Source organism: Synechococcus sp. UW69 (assembly GCF_900474185.1).
Classification (GTDB): domain Bacteria; phylum Cyanobacteriota; class Cyanobacteriia; order PCC-6307; family Cyanobiaceae; genus Parasynechococcus.
In genome coordinates this window covers 1-2,006 of the sequence record NZ_UCNW01000010.1, presented here as the reverse complement: position 1 = coordinate 2,006, position 2,006 = coordinate 1, and the positions used below count along the sequence as shown (strand labels likewise).

Here is a 2,006-nt window from a genome sequence, read left to right as displayed (position 1 = left end):
CAAGCCGTTCACTTAAAGTGGATCTGGGTTGGCCGGACCGGGTAGCAAGAGGGTCGATGGATATTTCCATCGGCCCTTTTTTATGAGCTGACCTTGGTGTATTTGTCCAGATAGATGATCTTTTCTAAGTCCACTGGGCCTTTTGCAAGACCCAGGCGCATCGCAGGAGTCTTGCCTTTGTCATTCGGTTTGCAGTAGTTGTAATAAACTCGGTAGATATCGCCAAGCTGACTGTACCTGTCCGGGTTATATGGCGAGTAACCGTACCAGACGCGTCGCCCACTGGTTCCAGATCCAAATGGTCGCTCAAAACAGCTTATGGCTCTCCGGATCTGCATAAAGAATCGATCTACCGAGTGCAGTGACCCCATTTGAAGAAGACTCGCTTGATGATCCAGAGAATAGCGGTCGGTCCTGGTGATGGCCGCAATCATCTTTTCGGATTCCACCATGGTGGCTTCCGGATATTGAACCCATTTTTCGGGTGAATTCGGGAATGACAGTGGTTTTTGAATTCGGTCGATCAACATTCGATTGATGACTTCTTTTCTCTCCTTCCGCGACATCTTCTGGAAGGAGGCACCTGCATATTCACTGATCAATTCCTGAGCATCTCGGACTAATTGCCGTTTAGCATCTACGGTTTTATCTTTGCTTGCCCTGATCAAAAAACCATCAGACTCCCCGTCCAGTATCTTGTCGCGAAATGCCGCAATATAAGCACCTCGCATCCCTGTGTCCTGGTCCATATAAAATCGAGTTCGTCCGACAGAATCCAGTAACTGCCTTAACAGGAAGAAATGCGCTGTCATGGTGTATTCGTTGTGAATCAAGACGCCCTTGGCTGGAAGACGCGTTGTGGAATCAAAATCCTCAGATGATCCACTCACATTAACGGCGCTATCAAAAGCAGCCTTGCGCTGCACCTCTTCCGCCAAGGACCCCGCTGCCAGTTGCTCTGTGCGGCGAGAGGAGCGCTTGGTGGCGTCTGCAAACTCCTGCTTCAGCCACACCCTTGCGTAATTGCGATGGTGCTTGGGGCGGTCATAGTCACCAATCTCGATGGCGTGTTTTTCTATCTGATCTTGATCAACGCTCGCATCAAAATTGAAATTGAAGGCGAACACATAACCGGTTCGGAGACAGGCCGTAGCGATTCCGTAAACCTCACAATTTCGTTTGTCTTTTCGTTGCGTCCAGTTGCTGATTTGCACCTGACGATCTGTCGCCAGATAAAGGCGAGAACGATCCATTTTCTTCAGCTCAATTTCTCGCCGACTAGCAAAGTCGAGGCACTGACGGTGCAGGAAATCTATTTTCCCGTAGAGTGTTTTTGGATGGATAGACAGAATTTCAGCGATGCGGCGTAAAGGTACGCGATTAACTAGGAGCTTGAAGAACTGCTTGTTCGTCTCTGGTCTCCGGTGGCTGCGGTTTCTTTTCTTGGGTGTAAATGTCTTCCGGCATGAAAGACATTGATAGCGTTGAGAACCCGAGGCTGTTTTCCCGCGTCGTTTTATTTCGCCGCCGTCGCATGTGCAACCGTTGGGGCAATTTAAATCAGGACCTGACAGATATCGGCTGATTCGATGAAGCTCTTGAGCAACAGCCTGGTTACTCTTAAGGGCCGAGGTAATGCTTCCTGAATACTCACCGGCTTGTTTTCGAGCTTCGCAGGATTTGCAGGTCAGGGAGGCAGAATTTAGACCCGTTCCCTGAATTCTGAAGGGCTCCGGCATTTCCGGAATTTGACGATCATCCGTTTCTCTATTAGATTCCTTGGGTATTCTTTCCTTCGGGGCCGGTGAGAGACCAAAGTTCTCGCAATCTGGTGCCCCGCAGCCGTTAACTTGAATCCCCTCAAACCTCTCAGGAACTCGCGGCCAATCCTTCTGGCAAGATTTCTTTCTCATGAAAAAAGGCACCATACTGTCTGGATATCCAGTAGTATAGCGCCTTTTCGGGCCGGGCCAAGCCGTTCAGATCCACTTTAAGTGAACGGCTTG

1 protein-coding gene is annotated in these 2,006 nt (G+C 49.6%); it reads right to left on the bottom strand.

Annotation, left to right across the window (positions count from 1 at the left end):
- Positions 1-80 precede the first annotated feature (80 nt).
- On the bottom strand, positions 81-1,928 hold the full coding sequence (locus DXY29_RS13105; protein ID WP_136987758.1) for an IS1 family transposase: 1,848 nt from the start codon (positions 1,926-1,928) through the stop codon (positions 81-83).
- Positions 1,929-2,006: the final 78 nt, after the last annotated feature.